The organism is Variovorax sp. FW301-JW7 (genome assembly GCF_058788795.1).
In genome coordinates this window covers 1-24,043 of record NZ_JBYTBC010000026.1, presented here as the reverse complement: position 1 = coordinate 24,043, position 24,043 = coordinate 1, and the positions used below count along the sequence as shown (strand labels likewise).

Genomic DNA, 24,043 nt, shown 5'->3' with positions numbered 1-24,043 from the left:
ATCGCCCAGCGCGTGCGCGAGATCACCGACGGCAAGGGCGTGCCCGTCGTGTACGACTCGGTCGGCAAAGACACGCTCGAGGCTTCGCTCGATTGCCTGCAGCCGCGCGGTACCTTGGTGAGCAACGGCACGTCATCTGGCGCCGTGGTCGTCGATTCGCAGGTCCTGGCCGCCAAGGGTTCGATCTGGCTCACGCGGCCCGCGATGGTGCACTACATCCACCCGCGCCCGCACATGCTCAGCATGGCCGACGAACTCTTCGACCACGTGCTGGCCGGCCGCATCGTGAGCGAGCCGCAGCAGAGCTTCGCACTGGCCGACGCGGCCGAGGCGCACCGCGCGCTCGAAGGCCGCAAGACCACCGGCGCCACCGTGCTCGTGCCCTGAGGTTTTCATGACCGCTCTGTCTGTCGCCGCATGGCCGGCGCGCGGCCGCCTGCTCTTTCCGGGCGTGCTCGCCTGCGCGGTGGTCGCCGCCGCGTCCACCTTCCTGTCGCAGCACTACGGTGCGCCGGTGATGCTGTTCGCGCTCATCCTCGGCATGGCGATGAACTTTCTTTCGGCCGAGGGCCCATGCAAGCCCGGCATCGAGTTCACCGCGCGCCATGTGCTGCGCTGGGGCGTGGCGCTGCTCGGGCTGCGCATCACGGCCGCGCAGGTGGTGGCGCTGGGATGGCACCCGGTGCTGCTGGTGGCGGTGTCGCTGGTGCTGACCATCGGCGTGTCGATGGTCGTGGCGCGGCTGATGGGTTTCAACGTGCTGTTCGGTCTGCTCAGCGGCGGTGCCACCGCGATCTGCGGCGCCTCGGCCGCGCTGGCGCTGGCCGCGGCGCTGCCGCCGCATCCGCTGAAGGAACGCGCCACGCTGTTCACGGTGGTGGGCGTGTCGGCACTGTCGACGCTCACGATGATCGCCTACCCCCTGATCGCACGCGCCCTGGGCATGGACGCGCACACGGCCGGCGTGTTCCTGGGCGCCACCATCCACGACGTGGCGCAGGTGGTGGGCGCGGGCTACGGCATGTCGCAGGCCACGGGCGACACGGCCACGCTGGTCAAGCTGATGCGCGTGGCCGCGCTGCTGCCGGTCATTTTGTTCGCCGTGATGTTCACGCGCGCCACCGGCAAGGCCGTGGGCGGCCAGCGCCCGCCGCTGCTGCCGTGGTTCGCGGTGGCCTTCGCCGCGCTGGTGGCGCTCAACAGCACGGGCTGGCTGCCGCCGTCCCTCGCTACCGCGGGCAGCGACCTGTCGCGCTGGTTCCTGGTGGCGGCCATGGCCGGCATCGGCATGAAGACGCAGCTGCGCGAGCTGGTCGACGTGGGCCTCAAGCCGGTGGTGCTGATGGTCGGCGAGACCGTCTTCATCGCCGCGCTGGTGCTCGCGCTGCTGCGCTGGGCTCCCTGACACGCGTTTCGAATCCCGACGACGACACACACCTACAACAACCAGGAGACAAGACCATGAAGAAGAAGACCCTCATCGCCGCCGCAGCCGCGACCCTCGCTGCCGGCACCGCCCTCGCGCAGTCCTCGCTCACGCTGTTCGGCGTGATGGACGCGGGCGTGAGCCACTACCGCACCACCAGCAGTTCGTACAACCCGCTGCGCCCGGCCGAGCTGCGCCAGAGCCAGACGGTGCTGTCGCCCTCGGGCAATGCGTCCAGCCGCATCGGCTTTCGCGGCACCGAGGACCTGGGCGGCGGGTTGGCCGCGAGCTTCTGGCTGGAAGCGCCGCTGAGCAACGACACGGGCAGCGGCATCACGAACTTCGGACGCCGCTCCACGCTCAGCCTCAGCGGTCCCTTCGGCGAAGTGCGCCTGGGCCGCGACTACACGGCCTCGTTCTGGAACGACGCGGTGTTCGACCCCTTCAGCGTCAACGGCGTGGGCACCAACCTGATCGCGGTGGTCAACAGCAACATCGCGGCCTCGCGCGCGCTGGCCACGGGCGGCCTGCTGAACGGTGGGCTCTCTGCCGGCACCGACAGCTACCTGCGCACGAGCAACGCCATCAGCTACTTCCTGCCGCCGAACCTGGGCGGCTTCTACGGCCAGGTGCAGTACGCGCTGCACGAGAACACCAAGGTCAGCAACACGCCCGACAGCCCCTCGCAGCGCGGGCGCTACGTGGGCGGTCGCATCGGCTGGGCCAGCGGCCCGGCCGACGTGGCGCTGGGCTACGGCGAGAGCACGCTGGCCAGCGCCGCCGCGCAGAGCGAGAAGATCAAAAGCCTGAACCTCGGCGCCTCCTACGACTTCGGCGTGGTGAAGGTGTTCGGCGAATGGTCGCGCGTGCGTGACGTGCGCCACAGCGCCACGCCCTTCGCCAACGCCTCGCTGCGCCTGAGCGACCGCTACGACGGCCTCATGGCCGGCGTGAACGTGCCGCTGGGCGCGGGCATGCTGCGCGCCTCGTATGGACGCGTGCGCTTCGTCAACGGGCTGGGCCTGCCGGACGGCAATTCGTCGGTCAACAAGCTGGCGCTGGGCTACGTGCACAACCTGTCGAAGCGAACGGCGCTGTATGCCTCGGTGGCGCACATCCACATCGCCAACGGCCGCAACAACCCGACCGTGATGGGCGTGACGCCGCTGGTGCTGAGCCTGCCGGCGATCTTCCCGCAGCCGGCCTACGCGACCACGAACGGCATGCAGCCGCACCGCGCGCTGGGCTACGACGTTGGCATTCGCATGGCCTTCTGACGGCCTGAAAACAGCGGCGGCGCCCCCGCGCCGTCGCCTCGGTGTGGCACGATCCACGGATGCTTCAACCGTCCCGCCGCATCCCGTACCGCACCTGGCCGGGCGCGCTCGCGATCCTCCTGGCCATTGCCGCGTACGTCGGCGGCCTGACCTTCTGGAACAACCACACGCCCGGCAGCCGGCCGCTGCCCGCGGGCGAGACGGTGTCGGTCGCCCACGCGCGCTTCGAGCCCGCGCCGGGCTGGCAGATGGACGTGTCGCGCTCCAAGGCCGGCCAGTCGCTCATGCTCTTCAAGGGCGGCCACAAGTTCCTCGTGACCACGCGCCTGTGGATGGGCGGGCCCGACGGCCCCATGGTGCGCCAGCAGCGGCTCATGGAGCGCGGCCAGGGCCTGACCGTCGAGGGCGACGTGTCCGACTTCGTCACCGGCTGGGGCCTGCAGGGCAAGACCTTTGCCTACTACGGCGCCAAGCTCGCCGGCCGCTTCTGGCAGGTGGTCGACGCGCCGCGCCGCTCGCTGGTGCAGATCGACGTGTACGGCCCCACCGACGGCTTCAACGAAGCGCTGGCCGACGCCCGCAAGATGCTCGACTCGATGGACCTGGAGGCACCGCTGTGAGCACCGCCACCGACGCCACCGTTGCGACGCAGGAAGACGCCGACTGGCCGATCGGCACCGACTCGTTCTTCCAGCCACAGCGCGCCGCGTTCTGGCTGCTCGCGGCGCTGATCCTCAACGGCCTGTTCTACACCGTGTCGATGTTCTCGCTGGGCTTTCGCGTGGTGCCCGTCACCGCGCTGCTGGGCCTGCTGGTGTGGGGCGGCTACACGGCGGCGTTCGTGCTGTTTTTCCGCACGCTCGACCTGCTGGAGCAGCACCCGCCCGAAGCCTACGTGCTGGCCTTTGCATGGGGCGGGCTGGGCGCGGTGTACTTCGCGGCGCCGGCCAACATCGCCATCCAGAGTCTGTGCGCCAAGCTGGTGTCGCCGGAGTTCGTGGCGGCGTGGGGGCCGGCCATCGCGGGGCCGATCACCGAAGAGTTCCTGAAGCTCGCGGGCGTGATCCTGCTGGTGCTGATCGCGCGCAACCAGTTCGAAACGTACCTGTCGGTGCTGATCGTCGGCGCCATGGCCGGGCTGGGCTTCCAGGTGATCGAGAACCTGAGCTACACGGTGAACAGCGCCGTGAACTTCCCGCTCGAGAACCAGGTGTACCCGGTGCTCTACCACCTGCTCATGCGCGGGCTGCTGAGCGGGCTGTGGAGCCATGCGGCCTACACCACCATCGCCTCGTTCGGCGTGGCGTGGTTCCTGCTGAACCCGCAGCGCCCGATGGCGGCGCGCATCGGCTGCGCCCTCTTCTACTTCGCGCTGGCGTGGGCGATGCACTTCATCTGGAACTCGCCGCTGCTGGAAGACCGCTTCGACGACGGCTTTGTCGGCATCGCGCTGCTGCTCATCGTCAAGGGCATTCCGGTGGTGATCGCCGCGGCCTTCGTCTGGCGCGCCGCCGCGCGCGAGAACGGCACCTACCTGCACGCGCTGGCGGCCTACTTCGTGCCCGAGCGCGAGCTGATCCGCGACGACGAATGGGTGCGCCTGGGCGCGCCGCTGCTGCGCTACCGCGTGCGCCGCGACATGGGCAAGGAATTCGGCAAGCGCGCCCGGCGCCTGAAGGCACAGCTGCAGCGCGAGCAGCTGCGGCTCATCCTGAAGGCCGGCACGCATGGGCGCGGGCCGCAGACGCGGCGCCATGAAGTGGCGGTGCGCCGCCTGCGGGCCGAGCTCGACCTGCTCACCCGGCCGCAGGGCTGAGGGCCCCGTTCGCTTACTTCGCCGGCAGGTACAGGCGCGGATCGACGGCCTTGCCGCGGTAGCGGATCTCGAAGTGCAGCTTGGCGCGGCCGCCCTCCGCCGGGCCGATCTCGGCGATCTTCTGGCCGCGCTGCACGCGCTGGCCCTGCTTCACGCCCACGGTGCCCACGTTGGTGTAGATCGACATGTAGGAGCCGCCGTGGTCGACCATGATCACGCTGCCGTAGCCGCGCATCGTCTCCGTCGCAGCCACCGAGCCGGCGCCGATCGCGTGCACGGGCTCGCCGCTGCTGCCGCCGATGTCCAGGCCCTTGTTGCTGTTGCCGTTGAAGCCGGCGATGACCGCACCCTGCGTCGGCCAGCCCCAGTCGCTGCGCCGCGAGGCGGGTGGCACCACGGGGTCGCGCTCGCGGGGCGTGGGCGCGGGCTTGGCTTTTTCTGCACTGCTGCTGCCGCCGCTGCTGCGCGGCGGGGGCGTGGCAGCCCCGGTCGTGGCGCCGCCGGGCGGCACCACGCGCAACACCTGCCCGGCTTCGAGCTGGTCGGGGTCCTTGATCTGGTTCCAGCGGGCAATCTCGGCCGTCGTCCGGCCGTGCCGCTGCGCGATGCGGTAGAGCGTGTCGCCCGTCTGCACGACGTACTCGCCGGGGCCCGCCACCGGCGTGCTGGGCGTGGTGGAGCATGCGCCCACCAGCAATGCCGCCATCAACGCGGCGCACGCGCCCCATCTTCTCCCTGTCACAACCACGCGCTGAGTCCTTTCTGATTCATCCGGATCGCGCGACCTCGCGGGGCGAGGCGCGCCTGAGCAATCCGGCAAGGCTACCAGCAGTCGTTGTGCGGACATTGCGTCCGCAGGAACGGCCGCGCGCAGGCCGCCCTCAGCGCTCCTTGCGCAGGATGCCTTCCAGTGCCTCGATGGCTTGCGACGCAGACGGGCTGAGGTAGCCGCCGGCGCGCCGCACGATGCCCACCCGGCGCGTCGAGCGCCATCCGCCTGCGGGGCTGACCGCCACGAACTGCGCCGCGACATGGGGCTCTTTCAGGACCGCACGCGGCACGGGCATCAAGGCGCCCAGCGTGCGCAGCAGCGCCAGCTCGCGCTGGGCCGAACGCGAGGTGCCCACAGGTTCGGGCGGGTCGAGCCGGTGCGCACGGAAGTTCGCTTCGAACTCGGTGTGGGTCGAGGTGCCGGGCGCCATGACGATCCACCGCGCCTGCGCCAACTGCTCCCATGCAACTTCGCGTTTCGTGCGCGCCAGCGGATGGCCGATCGGTGCCATGGGCACCAGGGGATCGTCCCGCAGGCCTTCCCACGCCAGGGGCGCCGGCGGCTTCTTGTGCAGGCCGGTCAAGGCGAACTCCAGCTCGCCCATGGCCACGCCGCGCGTGAGCGAGTCGGAGTTGCCGCCCGACAGGTCCACGCTGATGCCGCGCTCGATGAGCGCAGACACGACCGGCAGCACCCAGCGGTCGGGGATGCCGTTGCCGACCCCACAGCGCAGCACGCCGGTGCGTGCCTGCCGCAGGTCGCGCAGTTCCGCATAGAGATCGGAGGCATCCAGGTCGATGCGCTGCGCGCGCTTCAGGAAGGCCTGGCCCAGCTCGGTGGGGCGCATGCCGCGGGCCAGCCGTTCGAACAGCTTGACCTTGGTGGCGCGCTCGAGCCGGGTCACGGCCTTGCTCAGGGTGCCCGGTGAAATGCCGAGGCAGGCCGAGGCGCTGCTCAGCCCGCCTTCGCGCGCGATCACCACAGCCAGATGGAGGTCGTTCAAGTTCATGGTTTTCCAAAGTGGAAAAGGTCCCCATGAAATGTAGGTTGCTGCGTGCGGGTCGGCAACCTATCGTTCAGCCCACAAGACCAGGAGACAACCACCATGCTTCGCAGTTCCTTCCTCCTCGGTGCCCTGTGCGCCCTGGGGACCGCTTCCGCCTGGGCGCAGGCGCCCTACCCCTCGCGCCCCGTCACGCTGGTGGTGCCGTTCGCCGCGGGCAGCGGCACCGACATCGGCGCGCGCGTGCTGGCCAAGGACCTGACGGACCTGCTGAAGACGCCCGTCGTCATCGACAACAAGCAGGGGGCCAACGGTGCGCTGGGGGCGGCCACGGTCGCACGCGCCAAACCCGACGGCTACACCCTGCTGATCGGCTCGGCCACGACCAACGCCGTCAACTTTTCGTTCTTCCCGGCCAAGCTGGGCTATGAGCCCGGGTCGTTCGACATGGTGGCGGGCCTGGGCACCAGCCCGATCTCGCTGTACGTCGCGGGCAACGCCAAGTGGCGCAACCTGGCCGACCTGCGGGCCTACGCCAAGGCCCATCCGAACGAACTGCGGTGCGGAAGCGGCAACGCCGTGACGCAGGTGGCCTGCGAAATCTTCCGCAAGGCGACAGGCATCGATGCCGTCACGGTCCCCTACAAGTCGAACCCGCAATCGCTGACGGACCTGGCAGGCGGGCACATCGACTTCGCGTTTTCCGACGCGTCGGTGGCCAAGGTCTTCATCGACGGCAACAAGTTGAAGCCGCTGGCCGTGGCCGCCGCACAGCGCTATCCGGCCACGCCGGACGTGGCCACGTTCCGCGAACAAGGCATGGCCGATTTCGAGCTCGCCGGATGGACCGCCGTGTTCGTGCCTGCCGGCACGCCGGCGCCTGTCGCCGAGATGCTGAATGCCGCGGTCCGCAAATCGCTGGCGTCGCCGGAGTCGGTGCAGCTGCGCGCCAGCAACGGGACGCAGCCACTGGCCTTCACGCTGGAAGAAAGCCGCCGCTTCGCCAGGGAAGAGATCGCGCGCTGGGCGCGCTACGTGAAGAGCAGCGGCGTCAAGCCGGAGTGACGTCATGGCATCGAACACCACCACACCCCTCGCAGGCCTGCGCGTCATCGACTGGACGCACGTGCTGGCCGGGCCCTTCGCCGGCTACCAGCTGGGCCTGCTCGGCGCCGAGGTGATCCGCATCGAGCGCGCCGACGGCGACGACATGATCCGCGCCAAGGGCCTGGACGCCGAACTGACCACCCTCGGGCTGGGCGAGACCTTCGTGACGCAGGGCGCGGGCAAGCGGTCGCTGGCCCTCGATGCGCGCGACCCGCGGGCCAAGGAGGCGCTGGCAGCGCTGATCGGCAGTGCGGACGTGCTGCTGGAAAACTTCCGGCCCGGCAAGCTGGCGGCGCTCGGCTTCGATCCGCAGCAACTGATCGAACGCCATCCGCAGCTGGTCGTCTGCTCGATCACCGGCTTCGGGCCTGACTCGGATCGGCGCGCCTACGACCACGTCATCCAGGCCGCCAGCGGCCTGATGGCCGCCAACGCCGGCAGTGACGGCAAGCCGCAGCGGGTGGGCTTCCCCCTGGTCGACTACGCCGTGGGCCAGCAGGCCGCGCTGGCGGTGATGAGCGCGCTCTACCGGCGCGACCGCACGAACGGCGAGGCACGCACACGCGGCGAGTGGCTCCAGGTGTCGATGATGGGCGCGGCGCTCACGCTGATGGCGCCCACCTACGCCGGGCCGCTGGTCAGCGGCATGGAGATGCCGCGCAGTGCGTCGACCGCGTTTTCCGGCAGCCCCTTGTCGGGCACCTTCGAGGCGACCGACGGCCAGTTGGCCATCGTCTGCAATGCGGCCAACCAGGCGGTGGGGCTGCTGAACGCGCTGCGCGAAGCCGGTACGGACGCATCGCTGCTGTCGGCATTGCACGAGGCCGCCGAGCAGCGCGATGTGACGCGCGCGCAGGCGTTGCTGGGGCAGGCACTGGGCGCACGGACCGTGGCCGAATGGGATGCGCTGCTGACCCGCCATGAGGTGCCCGCCACGCCGGTGATGCGCCCCGCACAGGCGGCGGCACAGATGGCGCGCGACTGGCCGCATGTGGAACTGTCGCTGTCCCACACCTCGCGGCGGGTGCCGGTTCCCGGCATCGGCTTCACGTCGAGCGAACCGCTGACGCCCTCGCTGCGCGCACCGGTGCGTCGCGGCGCGGACACACGCCGCCTCCTCGCCGGAGCCGGGCTGGAGGCATCGACCATCGCCGCCATGTTCGCCGACGGCGCGGCGAGCGAACCCGCGGCCTGAGCGCCCACGGCGCGCCCTGACGCGCGCCTCCCCCACCGCACCGAAGTCATCGAAGGGCACACGCCCTTCGGCACTCCCGAGCCCTGGAACGCAGCAATGCGCACCAGCGGCCTCGTTCATCCCTGAAGAAGCACGCAACGCAAGACCTGCCATGAAGCAACATCACGCCCTGTCCGCCCTCGCCCTGCTCACCGCCGCTGGTGCCGCATCGGCCCAATCGTCCGTCACGGTGTTCGGCATCGTCGACGTCGGCATCAGCCGCTACACGTCGAAGAGCACGTACCACAGCCCCAACCCCTTCGCGGTGCCGCCGGCCAACGCAGCAGGCGGCGTGAAGAAAAGCCAGACCGCCCTGTCGAACTCGGGCTATGCAGGCAGCCGCATCGGCTTTCGCGGCACGGAAGACCTGGGCGGTGGCCTGGCGGCCAGCTTCTGGCTGGAGTCGGGCATCTCGAACGACGACGGTGCCAAGGGCATCGACAACTTCAACCGCCGCTCGACCGTGAGCCTGTCGGGGCCCTTCGGTGAAGTGCGGCTGGGCCGCGACTACGCCGCGACCTTCTGGAACGACACCGTGTTCAGCCCCTTCGGCACGCAGGGCGTGGGCACCAACCTCATGGCCAACATCAACAGCCGCCTGGCCGCCGTCGCCGGGCCCGGCTCGGTGGTGGGCGCGACCGACAATTACGTGCGCACCGGCAATTCGATCGGCTACTTCCTGCCGCCGAACCTGGGCGGCGTCTACGGCCAGCTGCAGTACGCGCTGCACGAGAACACGAAGCGCAGCGACCAGGCCGGCACGCCGTCGACCAAGGGCCGCTTCGTGGGCGGACGCTTCGGCTACGCCAACGGTCCGCTCGACATGGCCATCGCCTACAGCCAGAGCACGGCCGCCGACAGCACCACGCTCAACGCGCTGGGCCTCGTGACCGCCGCGCAGGAACGCAAGATCAATTCGCTGAACCTGGGTGCGTCGTACGACTTCGGTCCCGCCAAGCTGTTCGCCGAAGTCTCGCGCGTGCAGGACAAGAACGAGACCGGCGCGCTGCAGAACCTGCCGGGTCTGGCCGTTCCGTTCATGACCACCACGACGCGCAAGGACCGGTACGACGGCTACCTGCTCGGCGTGAGCGTGCCCGTGGGCGCCGGCCTCATCCGCGCGTCGTACGCCTCGGTGAAGTACAAGAACGGTGCGCCGGCTGCGACCGACCTGAACAGCCTGCTGTGGGGCCTGAACGGCCACCGCGACACCACGGCCAACCAGATCGCGCTGGGCTATGTGCACAACCTCTCGAAGCGCACCGCGCTGTATGCCTCGGTGTCGCGCATCCGCATCAAGAACGGCTGGAACAACCCCGGTGTGATGGGCGCGATCACCGGCGGCTCGCCCAGCTACCTCGCGGGCGGCACCGCGCAGGCCGCGGGTTGGGCGCCGCGCTCGTCGATGGGCTACGACGTCGGCATCCGCCACGCGTTCTGAACGGACGCCACGCAGACATCCTGCGTGGCGTTCTGGCGTTTACTTCTTCGGCTGCAGCAGCTGCTGCAGGTTCGCCATGTTCTCGTTCAGGCGGTCCTGCACCACCTTCCAGCTGTTGTTGCGCGCCTGCGCCTCCAGCTGCGCCAGTTCGCGGAAGTTGTCGACGGCCTGCTGCACGCCGCGCTGCGCGACCTCGGCCTGTTTGGAGATGGCGTCCTTGCCGGTGGCGTCCTTCAGTGCGTCCTGCCACTGGGCCAGCGTGTCGCGCAGGATCTCGCCGCGCCGCTGCGCCAGCGACTGGATGCCCTCGTAGGCCTGCCGGTTGGCCTCGGCCAGGGCTTCCATGTCCTTGCGCTGCCACTCCACGAGCGCGCCGACGTCCACGCCGGGCAGCTTGAGCTGCTCGATCAGCTTGCTGAAGTCTTCCATCGACGGCAGCGCCGTCGGAAAGAGCGGGTTGGCGTTGGCTGCGTTCTTGCTGGTTGCCATGAATTGAATCTCCTTGGTGAGTGAAATAGCAGGTAACGAAAAAATCAGGCCGTCGCGAGCTGCGAGCGGCGCGCAGCGGCGGGCCGCATGACGAGCAGCAGAACCACGCCGGACGACAGCCACAGCCCGATCGCAAGGAACATGCTGTTGTCCGAGCTGCCCGAGGCGGTGGTGATCCACGCGGTGATCACCGGCATCACGGCGGGCCCGAGATTGCCCAGGCTGCTGATCAACGCGATGCCGCCAGCCGCCGACTTGCGCGGCAGGTACTCGCTGATGGCCGCGAAGAAGATCGGTGTGTTGGCCGACTGGCCGATGCTCATCACCGCGAGGCCCGCCAGCGCCAGCACCAGGTTGCCGCCGCTGAAGACAGCCACCAGCAGGCCGGCCGAAGCCAGCGCCACGCAGAAGAAGAAGTGCTTGCGCCGCTCCAGGTGCTTGTCGGAGCTGCGCCCGACGAACACCATGCCGATGGCGCCGAAGACTGCCGGAATGGCCGACAGCAGGCCGACCATGAACACGTCGCCCACGCCCCAGTTCTTGATGAGCGTGGGCACCAGGAACACCAGCGTGTAGTTGGCGCCCAGGAACAGGAAGTACACGAAGGCCATCGTGAACACCTTGGGGTCGCGCAGCAGCGCCCAGAACGAGCCGTGCGAGGCGGTCTCCACTGCATGCGGCTCGTTGTCCAGGTGGTGGCGCAGCGCGACCTTCTCGGACGGCGTGAGCCAGTTGGCCTGCTCGGGCTTGTCCTTCAGGTAGAAGAACGCGACGAGGCCCAGCACCGAGGCCGGCAGCCCCTGCACCACGAACAGCCACTGCCAGCCGTGGTGGCCGCCCAGGCCGTTCATGTACTTCATGATCCAGCCCGACAGCGGGCCGGCCAGCAGGTAGCCGATGGCCGTGGCCGTCATGAAGATCGAGATCACCTTGCAGCGCCGAGCCGAGGGGTACCAGTAGGTGAGGTACAGGATGATCCCCGGGAAGAAGCCCGCCTCGAACGCGCCCAGCAGGAAGCGCAGCACGTAGAACTGCGTGGTCGTCTCCACGAACATCATGGCCGAGGCCACGAGCCCCCAGCAGAACATGATGCGCAGCAGCGTCTTGCGCGCGCCGATCTTCTCGAGCATGAGATTGCTGGGCACCTCGAAGAGGAAGTAACCGATGAAGAAGATGCCCGCGCCCAGCGCATAGGCCTCGTTGCTGAAGGCCAGCGTCTGCTTCATCTGCAGCTGCGCGAAGCCGATGTTGATGCGGTCGATGAAGGCGACGATGTAGCAGAGGATCAACAGCGGCAGCAGGTGCCAGCTGACCTTCGAAAACAAAGCCTCATCCGCCGCGTTGTACGGCGCGCGGGCGGGGGCCTGCGCAGAAGTGGGGGTCATGGTCTTGCTTTCCTTTGGGGTCGGTCTGTGAAGGGATCGCGGGACGGCTAGGCAGCGGCGGCGGCGCGCTTGCCCTTGGCGGGAGCGGCCGTCTTGCGCGGCGCGCGGGGCTTCTTGCTGGCGGGTGCGGCCGCCGCAGCGGTGGCACGCGGCTTGGCGGCGGCCGGCGCCTTCGCGCGGCGCGGGGCCTTGGCGGGCACGGCCTCGGCCTGCACCTCTTTCGCGACCGCCGGCTTGGCCGTCGCCTCGACGCTGGGCAGCCGCTCGATCTGCCGCAGCGCCGCGCGCAGGTGGCCGATCAGCTCGTACGACTCTTCCTGCGACAGGATGCGGCGGCAGGCCGTGAGGCCGAAGTCGAGCGAGCCCGCGTAGCTCTGCACCGTGATGTTCAGCGCGCTGCCGTGGTACGGGATCGACACCGGGTAGAAGTGCATCATCCGCGCGCCCGCCACGTAGAGCGTGGCGCCCGGCCCCGGCACGTTCGAGATCAGCACGTTGGCCGCGGGCGGCACGCGGCGCGCCAGGTTGGAGCGGCCGTACAGCGACGCCAGGCTGGTCATGAGCCAGGGCGAGCCGGTGATCGGCATGTCGACGCCGAGCACGGGCTTGAGCTCGCGCACCACGGCCTTGGCCGCCTCCGACGAGGCATGGATCGCCTTGAAGCGTTCGGCCACATCGCCGATGTCGGTCGCCAGGTCGACGCGCACCATCGACACCTGGTTGTTCATCGCGTCGTCGCCCTCCGCGCGCAGGCTCACGGGCACGCCGGCGATCAGCGCCTCTTTCGGCAGCAGGTTGCGGTCCTTGAGGAAGCGGGCCAGCGCCTCGCTGCACATCGCCATCACGATGGTGTTGACGGTGCCGCCCACGCGCTTGCCCAGGGCCTTGAGTTCGTCGAAGGGCAACGACATCGTGCTGTACGAGCGCTGGTTGGTGATGGCGTCGTTGAACATGCTCTTGGGCGCCATGCCCAGGCTCAGGCGCCGCTCGCCCTTGCCGGTCTGCTGGCTCGCGAGCACGCTGCCGGCCGCCGTGAGCGCGCGCGCGGCCGCCGGCAGCAGCTCGGCGAGCTTGCGGTACTGGCGCGCCGAGTTGGACACCGCCGCCTGCAGAAGCTCGGCCACGCCGAGCTGGTAGTGGCTGCCGCTGCCGCGCTTGCGGCGCGCGGGCGGCACTTCGCGCATCTGCGCCGTGGTGTCGTAGAGCACCTTGGCCAGCTCGGTGCCGGCCTTGCCGTCGACGCCGCTGTGGTGGGCCTTGGTGTAGAAGGCCACCTGGCCGTTCTCCAGGCCTTCGATGACGTACATCTCCCACAGCGGGCGGCTGCGGTCGAGCAGGCTGGAATGCAGGCGCGCCACGAGGTGGTGCAGCTGCTCCATGGTGCCGGGGCGGCGCAGCGTGAGGCTGCGCACGTGGTAGTCCAGGTCGATGTCGTCGTCGTCGATCCACACCGGCTCGGCCAGCTCGAAGGGCATCTGCGCGAGCTTGCGCGTGAGCACCGACGCCAGGTGCAGCCGCTTGCCCAGCATGCCCTTCACGTCTTCGTAGTAGTCGCCCCGGTAGCCCTCGGGCAGGTCCAGGAGCATGAGGCTGCCGACGTGCATCGGCGTCTCGGGGGTTTCAAGGTGCAGGAACGACGCGTCCATGCTGCTCAGGTGGTCCATGGCGTGGCCTCTTTCGTCGGTGGGATTGGGGGGTGCCGTTCAGGCGGTGGCCGCGGCGACGGCCTGCTTGCGCAGCTCTTCGTCCACGAGGTCTTTCTTGGAGAGCTTGCCCACCGCCGTCTTGGGCAGCGCGGCGCGGATCTCCAGGGCCTGCACCATCTCGTGCTTGCCCACGCGCTCCTTGAGAAAGCTTTGCAGGGCCTTGATGTCGAAGGCTTCGGCGCCGGGTTTGAGCGTGACGAAGGCCTTGGGCGACTGGCCGCGGTATTCGTCGGGCACGCCGATCACCGCCACCTCATGCACGGCCGGGTGCTGGTAGATGGCCTCTTCGAGCACGCGCGGATAGACGTTGTAGCCGCTACACAGCAGCATGTCCTTGCAGCGGTCGACGATGAAGACGAAGCCGTCCTCGTCCATGTAGCCCACGTCGCCGGTGCGAAAGAAGCCGTCGAAGGTGGTGCTGTCGGCCGTGGCCTCGGGCTTGTTCCAGTAGCCCTTCATCACGTTGGGGCCCTGGATGCACATCTCGCCCTTCTCGCCCAGCAGCACGTAGCGCGTGGGGTCTTCGAGGTCGAGCATCTTGATGACCACGCCCGGGTGCGGAATGCCGCACGAGCCGGCCTTGCGCTGGCCGTGCGCGGGCGAGAAAGTGCCGGTGGGCGATGTTTCCGTCATGCCCCAGCCTTCGGCCAGCCAGGTGCCGGTGATGGCGCGGAAGCGCTCGCCGACCTCCATCGGCAGCGGCGCACCGCCCGAGTTGCACAGCTTGAGCGAATGCAGGTCGTACTGCGGCGTGTCGGGGTCGCCGATCACCGCGGTGAACATGGTGGGCACGCCGCAGAAGGTGGTGAGCTTCTTCTCGGCGATGTCGCGCAGCGCGGCCTTGGGGTCGAAGCGCAGGTGCTGCACGATCTCGGCCGCCAGGCGCACGCCCAGCAGCAGGTTGACCGTGAGCGCGTAGATGTGAAACGGCGGCAGCACCGCGAGCAGCCGCTCGGTGCCCATCTGCAGCACGGGCGGCGTGCCCGACTGCGTGATCACCACCTGCTCGCAGGCCGACGACAGGTTGGCGTGCGTGAGCATCGCGCCCTTGGGCAGGCCGGTGGTGCCGCCCGTGTACTGCAGGATGGCCAGCGCCTCGCGCGGATCGCCGAGGGGGTGCGGCGTGTAGCGGCCGTCGTTGTCGAGCAGCTCGGAAAAACGCAGGTGGTGCTCGTCGCCCGAGATCTCGACCGTCTCGTTCTTCGCCTTCATCTGCGCGGCCACCTGCTCGGGCGCGCCCGTCATCTCGGCGAGGTTGCCGACGATGAGCTTCTTCAGCCGTGTCTTGCCGAGCATGGCGGCCATCTGCGGGTACAGCGCCGCGAGGTCGAGCGTGATGAGGAAGTCGGTCTGGCTGTCCTCGATCTTGTGCTCGAGCACCTTCGCAGCATCGAGCGGCGAGTAGTTGACCACCGTGCCGCCCGCCTGCAGCACGCCGAACAGCGCGACCAGGTAGTGCGGCGTGTTGGGCAGGAACAGGCCCACGTGCACGCCGGGGCGCACGCCCAGGGCCTGCAAGCCCTTGGCGGCGCGGTCGACCAGCGCGCCGAGCTCGCGGTAGTTCAGCCGCTTGCCCATGAAGTCGATGGCCGGCCGGTCGGGAAAACCGGCCACGGCGTCGGCCAGGATCTGCTGGACCGAGGTGGGCGTAATCGCGTGGTCCCACGCCACGCCTTCGGGGTAGGAAGCCAGCCAGGGCTTGCTGTTCATGTGCGTCTCCAGGAAGTGAATGAGTGACGGAGTCGGTCTGTGGTGCGGCGCGTCAGGCGGCCTTGCGCACGTCGCGGTGCGGATCGAGGTACAGCAGGCGGCGCAGGCCTTCGCGGCGGAAGGGCTTCCACTGGCCCTCGGGCTGTGCGAGCCGGTCGGCAATGGCGTAGAGCACCACCGGGTTGTGGCCGAGGCCGCAGTGGCTGCCCTCGACCTCGATGTTTTCGGAGGTCGCGGTCTCGCGTTCGCGGCAGCCCTGCCAGGCCACGATGCCGTCGCTGCGGCTGTAGATGGCGCTGGCCGGCACGGGCGGCGGCGTGCGCATGCGTTCGCGCTCGGGCCAGTCCTCGACCTTGCGCTCGCTCACCATCTCGTACAGCCGCCACGCGTTGCTCGCGCGCGGCTCACCGGCGAACGGACTGCCCAGCGTGATGACGCTGCGCACCTGCGAAGGCGCGCGCCGTGCCAGCTCGCGTGCGAACACGCCGCCCAGGCTCCAGCCGACGATGCTCACCTTGCGCTGGTAGCGTTCGTGCAGCTCGGCCAGGCGCTCCTGCATCTGGTCTTCCACGCCGGGACGCGGGCCGAAGTTGGGGCCGAGCTTCCATCCGTGCGCGCGGTAGCCGCGGTCGCGCAGGAAGGCGCGCAGCGGTTGTGTCGAGGCATCGCTCGCCGAGAGGCCGGGCAGCACGAGCACGGGATGCCCGTCGCCCGCAGGCGCCATGCGCAGCATCGGGGCCATGGTGAAGAACGCGGACAGCTCCGCCACGGCGCGCCACTCGAGCATCAGCAGGCGGCGGGACGGCGGGGCCATCGAAGAAGATTCGGTCATGGTCATCTCGGGAGTGGAGGGAAAGGAAAAAGAGAAAAAGAGAGGCGAAGAAAAAGCCCGACGTGCAGACGCGATGCACACGGCTACCCGGTCGGGCGGTCGTTCGAGAGAGGATCGAGATCGGGGAAAAGAGAGACAGGCGACGCGCAACGGCGGCGCCCTGCCTGTGAGTCGGCTCGCATGCATGGTGTGAACCCGCCGCGTGCGTCCAGTCCGTGCCGGGCATGCCGGCACGCGCGAGGTGCATCCATGTTGTTGTCTCCTGTCGGCCTCGTCCGGGCCTTCAGCGAGGCTCGGATCGGGCACTTTGTTGTCGTTGCTCTGGGCGCCATCTTTTCGCGGCGACGTCGACAAGGAAAGGTGCGATGCGACCACTTCGCGGTGATTTCGGGACGCGTGTTCGAACGCCGCGCAGGCGCGTCTCACAACTGCGAACAGATGTGTGGATCGACGGCCACGCGAACGCCGCACGAGGGCGCGCGCATGCGGATCAGCGGTGATTCACGATGCCCGATGCGGCATCGCGCAGGCGTGGCTCAGGCCTTCGCCGCGCGGTAGTCCTGCGGGCTGCGCCCGGTCCAGCGCACGAAGGCGTGGCGAAAGTTCGAGGCGTCGCTGTAGCCCAGCCGCTCAGCGATTTCCTCGGTGGTCATGCGCGTGGTGCGCAGGTACTCGATGGCCAGCACGCGGCGCACGTCGGCCAGGATGCCACGGTAGGTCGTGCCTTCGGTCTCGAGGCGTCGGCGCAAGGTGCGCGGATGGATCGACAGCTCCGAAGCCATCGGCTCGATGGTCGGAAAGCGCCAGGGCATGTGGTCGATCAGCGTGCGCCGCACCACTGACGAGACACCGCCCGAGCGCGGCAGATCGGCCAGCACCTGCTGGCACATCTCGCTCACCATCGCATGCGTGACCGAGTCGGGCAGCCGCGAGGGATGGCCCACCCACGGCGAGCCCACATGCAGTTCGTCGCGCGGCTGGCCGAACGCCACGGGGCAGCAGAACAGCGTGCGATAGGCGCTCAGATCTTCGGGCTCGGCAAAGCGCACATGCAATGCGGAAAGACCGAACGACGGCCCGAAGAGATCGCGCCCCAGCCGCAGGTGCACCGCAAAGGCGAACTCGAGCGCGAAGCGGTACAGCGGGTCTTGCGGGTCGGACGACAGCAGCACCTCGTAGGGCAGCACCGCGGTGCCGCCGCTGCAGGTGTACGACACCGGCCCGGCCACGGGGCCCATGACGCGGTTGTACTTGATGGTGAAGTCCATCAGGTCGGCATGCGTGGGGCTGCTCAGCAGCCCGTAGCCGTACATGCCGTAGGCCGTGAGGTGCATGCGGATGCCCGCGCGAAAGGCGATGCTGGGACCGGGCGCCAGACGCACCGCGTTGCGGAAGACCACGGCCGCCTGCTCGTAGGAAATCCGCGTCGCCGGTGCGCGCAGCTGGTCTTCCGTCAGGCCACTTCCGCTCAGGGTTTGTTCCGGTGCGATGCCTTCTTCGACCAGGGTGGCGACGATGGCTGCGACGCGCTGGGGTCCGTAGACGCGTGACGCGAAGTCGGGTGGCGAACGATGCACGACGATTCAATCCCTTCAGAACACATGCCTTCGATGGCGGGCCGCCACTGGCCTCGCACTCCAAGGTCGTCGCAGGATATCGAAGCGTTCCGCACGCGCAGACTCGGAGTTTCCCGATAGCGCCAAATTGTCCCGAAGTCACTCCCGGTTGGTCTGAACGAACCTTTCTCGCTGCGGGGCCCCACGGAAAGATCGTCCACGAAACACCGTCCCGGCCGCAGGGCACAAAGCGCAACGCGCGACGGTTGCCTTTCGCTTCTCTTCCTTTCTCTCCCCTTCCTTTTCACCGCCACGCCCCATGCAACGCGACCCCTCTTCCCCTTCGTTCGCTTCGTCCAACGGCATCGAGTTGGCCTACGACTGCTTCGGCGATCCGGCGGCGCCACCGCTGCTGCTCATCATGGGCCTGGGCACGCAGATGATTGCGTGGGACGAAGCCTTCTGCGAGCGCCTGGCCGGTCGCGGCTACCGCGTCATCCGCTTCGACAACCGCGACATCGGACAGTCCACGCGCCTGAGCGCCGCGGGTATTCCCGACATGGCCAAGCTGCTCGGGCAGGCGCTGGCCGGCGTGCCGGTGAGCGCGAGCCAGGTGCCGTACACGCTGGCCCACATGGCCGACGATGCGGTCGGCCTGCTCGATGCGCTGGGCATCGATCGCGCCCACATCGTCGGCGCCTCGATGGGCGGCGCCATCGGCCAGGAGATCGCGCTGCGCCATCCGGCGCGCGTGCGCACGCTGGTGTCGATCATGGCCACCAGCGGCGCCCCCGACCTGCCGCCGCCCCAACCGCAGGCGCTGCAGGTTCTGCTCACGCCCACGCCGCTGGACCGCGACGGCTACATCGCGCGCCAGCAGCAGGTGATGAAGGTGCTGCGTGCCGGCTCGCATCCGGACGAAGAGGCGCTCGACGCCGCGCGCGCGGAACGCAGCTTCGAACGCGGCCTGCACCCGGCCGGCTACGCGCGCCAGCTCGCGGCCATCATCGCGTCAGGCAGCCGCAGGGAACGGCTGGCGTCGCTGAAGGCGCCGACGCTGGTGATCCATGGCGATGTCGATCCGCTGGTGCCGATCGAATGCGGGAAGGACGTGGCGCGCCACGTGCCCGGCGCGCGGATGGTGACCATTGAGGGCATGGGGCACGCGCTGCCGAAGGTGACGTGGGCGCCGGTGATCGATGCGATTGCGGGGCACGCGGTCGTGGGCCGCTGATCCAGCGTTCAGTCGGGCGCGCGCTCTCGCCGCCAGGCCTGCGCATGGCCCAGGAAGGCGCGAAGCTGCGAGGGCCGCACCGGCTTGACGAGCACCGGCAGGCCGGCCTCGCGTGCCGCCGCCAGCGAATCGCCGCCGACGTCGCCGGTCACGATCAACGCGGGCAGGTCGGCTTCGTTCAACGCAAGGCGCAGGTCCGCGATGGCCTGGAGGCCGCTCGCCTGCAGGCCGAGCCGCAGGTCCACCACCAGCGCATCGGGCCGGAAGCCCGCCTGCAGGCACGCCAGTGCGCTCGCCATGTCGCTCGCGGCGCGGACCTCCGCGCCCCAGGAGGCCAGCAGCCCTTGCAGCGCCTGCAACGAACTCTGGTCGTCGTCGAGCACGAGCACGCGCGCGGCCAATGCAGCGGTCGATGACGCGGCGAGCCGTTCGGCGTCGCCCGCCCGGTCGCTCTCGGCCGCATCGGCCAACGGCACCTGCACGTCGAACACGCTGCCCTGCCCCGGCTGCGAGCGCACGGTCACGCGCAGGTCGAGCAGCTCGCTCAGGCGCTTCACGGTCGCGAGGCCCAGGCCGTAGCCCAGGCGCCGGTCGCGCGCGGGGTTGTCGACTTGATAGAACTCGTCGAAAACGTGCGACAGGTGCTCGGGCGCGATGCCGATGCCCGTGTCTTCGATGGCCAGCCGCAGCCGGCCGTTGTCGACCCGGCCACCGATCCGCACCGTGCCCTGGTGCGTGTAGCGGATGGCGTTCGCCAGCAGGTTGGTGACGACACGCGTGAGCAAGGCGCGGTCGCTGCGGACGGTGGCGGGGTCGATGGCCAGTTCGAACGTCAGCCCCTTGGCCGCGGCCACAGCCTGGTGCGGCCGGCAGCAGTCGCGCAGCAGCGCGTCGATGGCGAAGAGCGACCACTGCGGGCTGATCGATCCGGCATCGGCGCGCGTGATGTCGAGCAGGTCGTCCACCACGTCGGTCATGCCGTCGGCGCAGGCCACCAGCTGCTCGGAGAGCGCCTGCACCTGCGGCTGCGTGCTGACCGTGTGCAGCGTCTGCGCCAGCAGCGCCATCGCGTTGAGCGGCTGGCGCAGGTCGTGGTTGGCCGAGGCGAAGAAGCGCATGCGCGCGGCCACGGCTTCTTCGGCGGTCTGTCGGGCCGAGCGGCTGCGCTCGTTTTCGGCGCTCAGCGCGGTCACCAGTTCGGCATTGCGCCGGCGCTGCGCCTGGATCTCGTGCAGCGCACGAGAGAGCTCGCGGGAACTCAGCAGCGTGTAGACGCCGATGAGCGTCACGATCAGCGCCATGGCCAGGTGGTAGCTGCCGCCGAACCAGATGTCGCGCAGCACCAGCGGGCCGAGGATGAGCACCACATAGGCCACGGCCGCCCGCCCGATCGTCGAGAGGCGGATCGCGCCGCCCAGCGACACCGTCACCATCGCGATGTGAAGGATGGCCTCGGCCTGCGCCGGCCCCTCGTGCCACAGCAGCGCACTGAGCACGCCCCAGAGCAAGGCCAGCAGCTGGTTGCTGGTCATGACGGGCCACACCATCGCCGCCAGGTTCGCGCGCAGCCCGGGCCGCACCGCCCAGGCCAGCCAGAGGCCCATCCGCGCCGCGATGACCAGGCCGTAGACGACGAGCCACGCCTGCACCCGCGGGCTGTCGGGGCCCGCTGCGTACTCGAGGTAGCAGAGCAAGCCGCCGACCGCGGCCAGCATCCACGACCACGGCGTGGAGCGGATCATCTGCGTCAGCTGCTCGAGTTGCAGGTCCGACAGGGCCGACCACGCGCGGAGGCGTGCGTGCGGGGCGGGCGCCGCGACCTCCTCCGCCAACATGTCGGTTTTGGAAGGCGCCTGCACCGGAGACGACGCGCTCATCTCATTCCTGCGCCAGCCACAGCCCCGCGCGCCGCGCCTGGACCAGCAGGTGGGTGCGGTTGCGCGCGTCCATCGTGTCGAGCAGCGCCGTGATGTGGAGCTTGACCGTGCGCTCCGCGATCGCCAGCTCGGCGGCGATCTGCTTGTTCTGGCGGCCTTGCGCCACCAGCAGCAGCACTTCGAGCTGGCGCGGCGTGAGGCTCGCGACCTGTGGGCCGGTGCGCGAGGCCAGCACATCGAAAGCCTCGCCACCGGCGGCCACCTCGTCCAGCGCCGCCGCGATGTGCGCCACCGAGCGCGACTTGCCGATGAAGCCCGCTGCTCCCGCAGCGCGTGCGCGGGCGGCGAGTGCGGGTTCTTCGTCGCCCGAGATCATCAGGCGCGACACGAGGGGATGCCGGGCGCCGAAGAGACGCAGGCCTTCGAGGCCGTCTTCATCGCCCAGGCGGTAGTCGATCAGCACGATGTCGGGCGCACATTGCGAGGCCCGCGCTACGCCCTCGGCCAGCGAGAGCGCGGTCTGCACTTCGAAGTCGGGGCGGGCGTGCGTCAGTGCATGCGCAAAGCCGACACCGAACAGCGGGTGATCGTCGACAAGCAGGAGTTTCATGGTGCCGTGATCCTCGGGTGCGGGCCCGGCCCGCGCCCTCTCCTCGTAGGGCGCCATTGTTGTCTACGCCGGCGCGTCGGTGCCACGCCGGCTTTCGCGAAGCCTCAGTTGCAGCGACCGGCAGCGCGCAGCAGCGCATTGCACGCCGGTGCGGGGCTGGTCGTCGGCCGCGTGGCGGGGCGGCGTGCGGACGCGGGTGCGTCGCTCTGGCGCATCTCCTGGCAGATGGCATCGCTGACCACCCGGCCCACGACCGACACCGAACCTTCCACGTAGCAGCTGTAGACCCGCCCGCCGTCGGTGCGGGCCTGGAAGGTCGTCTGCACACCGCTGTCGGCCCGGTTCGAGATCGTGAACGCCTGCGGCGGCAGGCCCAACGCACGCGAGGTGTTCGTGACGATGGCGTCGTCGGTCACGGCATGCGAAGCGCATCCGCCTGCCAGAACGGCAGCCATGAGAAGCCAGGGCAGGCAGAAGAGCGTGCGTGAAGAGGTCATGCCAGCAGCCTATCGGGACACCTTGCAGCGGCCCATAGCACCTTCGGGCAGGTGCCCGAAGGTGCTATGGGCCACACGGGCAGCCGTCCCTACGATCCGCCCCTCTTGAACGAACAAGCAAGCACAGAAGGCGCCGGGCCCCGGCGCCAGCGGATGAGGAGGAACACAGACATGACGAAGACGAGCAGCTACGGACGGTGGATGGTGTGCGCAGGGGTGCTGGCCCTGCTGGCGGCCTGCGGAGGTAGTGGCGGGGGATCGGGCGGCGGCGCGTTGCCGCCCCTGGGCGTCTTTCCGCCCGCGCCCCCGCCGGCGGCAGTGACGCATCGCCTGGAGGTCGGCATCACCGGCAACGGCCGCGTCGGATCGCAGCCCGCGGGCATCGACTGCACCGACCGCTGCAGTGCGGATTTCAATGCGGGCACCGAGGTCGTCCTCGCAGCCACGCCGGCCGCGGGACAGGTGCTCGGCAACTGGGGCGGCGCATGCAGCGGCAACGCCAGCACCTGCACCGTGCGGATGGACGCAGCGCTCGGCGTGACGGCCACCTTCGTCGCCGCACCACCGGTGATCGGCTGGGGCGATGCGTCGGCGCTGTCGGCCGGCGGCGCCAGCCTGCCGAAGACCGCGATCGACGCGGAGGGTCGCGCGCTGGTCGTGTGGCGCCAGGTCGAAGGCAACCCCCAGGTGGATCGCCTGTGGGGCAGCCGCTACCTGCCCGGCAGCGGCTGGACCGCGCCGCAGCGCCTCGAGGCCAACACCGGCGGCGTGCGCGACATCCGCATCGCCATCGACAAGCCCAGCGGCCGCGCCGTCGTGCTGTGGACCCAGCTGAGCTCCGTGACCGGCTACGACCTGTGGGCACTGCCCGTCGACCCCGCGGGCGGCTGGGGCAGCCCCGCGCTGCTGGAGACCGGCACCGGCATCGTCGGCAACGCCAGCGTGGGCATCGACGCCAACGGCAACGCCGTCGCCGTGTGGTCGCAGATCGGCCCGAGCACGCGCTTCAGCATCTACGCCAACCGCTACACCCCGGCCGGCGGCTGGGGCACCGCCGCGCTCATCGAGACCAACGAGGTCGTGGGCAGCGTCGACGGCGACCCGGCCGTCGTGGTCGCGGGGTCGGGCGAATCGGTCGCGGTGTGGAAGCGCTCCGACGGCAGCAGCGCCTCGCTCTGGACCAACCGCGCCAACGCAAGCGGCACCTGGACCACCGCCACCGAACTCGTGCCCGACACCGGCACCGGCCACTCGATCGGCGCCCACGACCTGGCGATCGACGCCGCCGGCAACGCGCTACTCGCCTGGGGCCAAGCCGACCTGCCCGGCGGCAGCAACCAGTGGGAGAGCGCCGTGTGGTTCAAGCGCTTCTCGGGGGGTGCCTGGCAGGTCGGCACCGCGCGGGTGGGCGCACCGTTCGTCGCCACGCAGGCGCTGTTGAGCACGCCCGTGCTGCGCATGAATGCGGCGGGTGCGGCGGTCGTGAGCTGGGGGCGGCAGGACAACGCGCTCATGGCGGCGACGGCGGCACCGGGGGCTGCTTTCAGCGCGGACCGTGTGGTGCGGGCAGCGGCTTCACAGGCGTTGGCGAGCTTGCCTGCATTGGGCGTGGACGACGCGACCAATGCGCTCGTGGCGTGGGCGCAGGGCAATGGGGTGGGGACGAGCGATCTTTATGCGGCCCGGCACACGCTGGCGGATGGCTGGGGGACGCCTGTGGCTCAGGAGGGCACGGACGAGATTGCGACTTCGCCGGATCTGGCGATGAATGAAGTGGGGAATGCGGTGTTGGCTTGGCAGCAGTTTGAGGCTGCGAATGGGACGCGCATTCTGGTGCGGAGGTACGGGTCAGGGAGGTAGGTTGCGTGAGGGGGCAAACGGCTTGCCCTGATCGCGCGCCTGCGTGAGCAGCAGGCTGATGGCGGAGAGTGTGAGAGCGACAAATCGTTTCCTTGCAACGACTTACGACTCAAATACCATAATAAATACCACGATGTTGGATTCCGCCAATCTCTGACCCTAGATTTCCGTCGAATACTGACCCACCCGCTTTGTGAGCCTGAAGGCTTCA

The 24,043-nt window shown here is 69.5% G+C and carries 21 protein-coding genes; 10 read left to right on the top strand and 11 right to left on the bottom strand.

Annotated elements, in window-relative coordinates:
• From AC3WQM_RS31625 to AC3WQM_RS31605, 5 genes are all read left to right on the top strand, one after another.
• Positions 1-387: zinc-binding dehydrogenase (locus AC3WQM_RS31625; protein ID WP_492683814.1), on the top strand; the 387-nt coding region annotated here is incomplete at its 5' end.
• A gap of 7 nt (positions 388-394) precedes the next feature.
• Positions 395-1,405 carry a YeiH family protein gene (locus AC3WQM_RS31620; RefSeq protein WP_369645936.1) on the top strand — a complete coding sequence of 337 codons (1,011 nt, stop codon included), beginning with the start codon at positions 395-397 and terminating at the stop codon, positions 1,403-1,405.
• A gap of 56 nt (positions 1,406-1,461) precedes the next feature.
• Positions 1,462-2,703: a porin gene (locus tag AC3WQM_RS31615; protein ID WP_492683813.1), complete on the top strand. Its 1,242-nt coding sequence runs from the start codon at positions 1,462-1,464 to the stop codon at positions 2,701-2,703.
• Positions 2,704-2,762: 59 nt separating this feature from the next.
• Complete coding sequence (locus tag AC3WQM_RS31610) at positions 2,763-3,323, top strand: hypothetical protein (protein ID WP_492683812.1); 561 nt, start codon at positions 2,763-2,765, stop codon at positions 3,321-3,323.
• Entirely contained in the window at positions 3,320-4,519 is a 1,200-nt protein-coding gene (locus AC3WQM_RS31605; protein ID WP_492683811.1) for a PrsW family intramembrane metalloprotease, read from the top strand. The genes AC3WQM_RS31610 and AC3WQM_RS31605 overlap by 4 nt, the downstream gene beginning before the upstream one ends.
• A gap of 13 nt (positions 4,520-4,532) precedes the next feature.
• Here the strand turns inward: AC3WQM_RS31605 and AC3WQM_RS31600 are convergent, their stop codons facing one another.
• Complete coding sequence (locus AC3WQM_RS31600) at positions 4,533-5,225, bottom strand: peptidoglycan DD-metalloendopeptidase family protein (protein WP_492683810.1); 693 nt, start codon at positions 5,223-5,225, stop codon at positions 4,533-4,535.
• 175 nt (positions 5,226-5,400) lie between these two features.
• Positions 5,401-6,300: a LysR family transcriptional regulator gene (locus tag AC3WQM_RS31595; RefSeq protein WP_492683809.1), complete on the bottom strand. Its 900-nt coding sequence runs from the start codon at positions 6,298-6,300 to the stop codon at positions 5,401-5,403.
• Positions 6,301-6,396: 96 nt separating this feature from the next.
• Between AC3WQM_RS31595 and AC3WQM_RS31590 the strand changes: the two genes are divergently transcribed.
• The 3 genes from AC3WQM_RS31590 (at position 6,397) to AC3WQM_RS31580 (ending at position 10,076) form a co-directional block, all read left to right on the top strand.
• Positions 6,397-7,359 carry a Bug family tripartite tricarboxylate transporter substrate binding protein gene (locus AC3WQM_RS31590; RefSeq protein WP_492683808.1) on the top strand — a complete coding sequence of 321 codons (963 nt, stop codon included), beginning with the start codon at positions 6,397-6,399 and terminating at the stop codon, positions 7,357-7,359.
• 4 nt (positions 7,360-7,363) lie between these two features.
• The gene (locus AC3WQM_RS31585) at positions 7,364-8,596 is read left to right on the top strand and encodes a CaiB/BaiF CoA transferase family protein (protein WP_492683807.1); all 1,233 of its coding nucleotides are present in this window, start codon (positions 7,364-7,366) and stop codon (positions 8,594-8,596) included.
• A gap of 151 nt (positions 8,597-8,747) precedes the next feature.
• Positions 8,748-10,076 (top strand): porin, encoded by a 1,329-nt coding sequence (locus tag AC3WQM_RS31580; protein WP_492683806.1) that lies wholly within the window; start codon positions 8,748-8,750, stop codon positions 10,074-10,076.
• 39 nt (positions 10,077-10,115) lie between these two features.
• On the opposite strand, the gene phaP is transcribed toward AC3WQM_RS31580, so the two are convergent.
• The 6 genes from phaP to AC3WQM_RS31550 all read right to left on the bottom strand — a co-directional run bounded on the left by phaP (position 10,116) and on the right by AC3WQM_RS31550 (position 17,775).
• Positions 10,116-10,565 carry a TIGR01841 family phasin gene (gene phaP / locus AC3WQM_RS31575; RefSeq protein WP_095948792.1) on the bottom strand — a complete coding sequence of 150 codons (450 nt, stop codon included), beginning with the start codon at positions 10,563-10,565 and terminating at the stop codon, positions 10,116-10,118.
• 44 nt (positions 10,566-10,609) lie between these two features.
• Positions 10,610-11,950: an MFS transporter gene (locus AC3WQM_RS31570; RefSeq protein ID WP_492683805.1), complete on the bottom strand. Its 1,341-nt coding sequence runs from the start codon at positions 11,948-11,950 to the stop codon at positions 10,610-10,612.
• 47 nt (positions 11,951-11,997) lie between these two features.
• On the bottom strand, positions 11,998-13,614 hold the full coding sequence (locus AC3WQM_RS31565; RefSeq protein ID WP_492683804.1) for a wax ester/triacylglycerol synthase family O-acyltransferase: 1,617 nt from the start codon (positions 13,612-13,614) through the stop codon (positions 11,998-12,000).
• 39 nt (positions 13,615-13,653) lie between these two features.
• Positions 13,654-15,366 carry a long-chain-fatty-acid--CoA ligase gene (locus AC3WQM_RS31560; protein ID WP_492683803.1) on the bottom strand — a complete coding sequence of 571 codons (1,713 nt, stop codon included), beginning with the start codon at positions 15,364-15,366 and terminating at the stop codon, positions 13,654-13,656.
• 52 nt (positions 15,367-15,418) lie between these two features.
• Entirely contained in the window at positions 15,419-16,198 is a 780-nt protein-coding gene (locus AC3WQM_RS31555; RefSeq protein WP_095948796.1) for an esterase/lipase family protein, read from the bottom strand.
• A 536-nt stretch (positions 16,199-16,734) separates the two neighbouring features.
• A complete protein-coding gene (locus tag AC3WQM_RS31550; protein ID WP_159275467.1) occupies positions 16,735-17,775 on the bottom strand; it encodes an AraC family transcriptional regulator in 1,041 nt (346 codons plus the stop codon).
• Between the two features lie 298 nt (positions 17,776-18,073).
• On the opposite strand from AC3WQM_RS31550, the gene AC3WQM_RS31545 reads away from it, so the two are divergent.
• Entirely contained in the window at positions 18,074-18,988 is a 915-nt protein-coding gene (locus AC3WQM_RS31545; RefSeq protein WP_492683802.1) for an alpha/beta fold hydrolase, read from the top strand.
• Positions 18,989-18,996: 8 nt separating this feature from the next.
• Here AC3WQM_RS31545 and AC3WQM_RS31540 read toward each other — a convergent pair whose 3' ends face one another.
• From AC3WQM_RS31540 to AC3WQM_RS31530, 3 genes are all read right to left on the bottom strand, one after another.
• Positions 18,997-20,865, bottom strand: coding sequence for a sensor histidine kinase (locus AC3WQM_RS31540; RefSeq protein WP_492683801.1), 1,869 nt, complete (start codon positions 20,863-20,865; stop codon positions 18,997-18,999).
• Between the two features lies 1 nt (position 20,866).
• On the bottom strand, positions 20,867-21,475 hold the full coding sequence (locus tag AC3WQM_RS31535; RefSeq protein WP_492683800.1) for a response regulator transcription factor: 609 nt from the start codon (positions 21,473-21,475) through the stop codon (positions 20,867-20,869).
• A 104-nt stretch (positions 21,476-21,579) separates the two neighbouring features.
• Positions 21,580-21,972 carry a hypothetical protein gene (locus AC3WQM_RS31530; RefSeq protein ID WP_492683799.1) on the bottom strand — a complete coding sequence of 131 codons (393 nt, stop codon included), beginning with the start codon at positions 21,970-21,972 and terminating at the stop codon, positions 21,580-21,582.
• 171 nt (positions 21,973-22,143) lie between these two features.
• Here AC3WQM_RS31530 and AC3WQM_RS31525 point away from each other — a divergent pair, with 171 nt between their 5' ends.
• A complete protein-coding gene (locus AC3WQM_RS31525; RefSeq protein WP_492683798.1) occupies positions 22,144-23,832 on the top strand; it encodes an InlB B-repeat-containing protein in 1,689 nt (562 codons plus the stop codon).
• Positions 23,833-24,043: the final 211 nt, after the last annotated feature.